Source organism: Candidatus Nanopusillus massiliensis (assembly GCF_920984865.1).
Genome location: NZ_OV100765.1, coordinates 136,889 through 137,704 on the forward strand (window position 1 = coordinate 136,889; position 816 = coordinate 137,704).

General features: G+C 24.8%; 1 protein-coding gene (running past one end of the window). It reads left to right on the forward strand.

Going from position 1 to position 816, the window contains the following annotated elements:
- Positions 1-406: 406 nt before the first annotated feature.
- Positions 407-816, forward strand: the 5' portion of a protein-coding gene (locus LUA84_RS01065; protein WP_256443576.1) for a hypothetical protein. It continues 313 nt past the right edge of the window; 410 of the gene's 723 nt are visible here — the first part of the coding sequence; the start codon lies at positions 407-409; its stop codon lies off the right edge, out of view.

Genomic DNA, 816 nt, shown 5'->3' on the forward strand with positions numbered 1-816 from the left:
AAAATCATATGATGTATATGNNNTAACAACTGGTCAAAAAATTGGTATATTACNTGAAGAATTTGTTGCAAAACATGGAAATCCTGGTACAATATTTATATTAAGGGGTTTACCATGGAAGATTGAAAAAGTTGAAAAAAATAAGATTTTAGTTGGATTAGAAAAAGATTTTGAATCTGCAATACCTTCATGGGAAGGTGAATTATTACCCGTTCCATTAGAAGTTGCACAGGAAGCACAAGAAATAAAAAGAGATTTATTAAATTTTGATGAACTAAAAAATCAAGAATTTTATTTTTATCCAAATAAGGATAATATTTATATTGAACAATATAGGGATTGGTTTATTAATCATTCTCCATTTGGAACTAAAATAAATGATGCATTATCAAGCTAAATTCCTGAAATATTATCTGAAAAATATGGGATTGTTGTTGGGATAAAGACGGATCCATATAGGATAATGTTAAAGGCTGGATATATGACAAAGGAAAATATTAAGGAAGTAATTGAAAATATTGATATAGATAATGTTGAAAATATATTGGAAAAGGCAATAATTAATACAGATCTATTTTTATGGAAATTTTCTCATGTTGCAAAAAGATTCGGAGTAATTAGAAAGGATGCAGATTATTCAAAATCTACTTTAAGAAGAATTTTAGATCATCTAATTAATACACCAGTATATAAAGAAACATTAAATGAATTATTTATTGAAAAATTGGATTTAAAGAATTTAAAAATGATATTAAAGAAAATAAAAGAAAGAAAAATAAAGGTAAATATTGTTGATATGGAAAATATATCACCTTT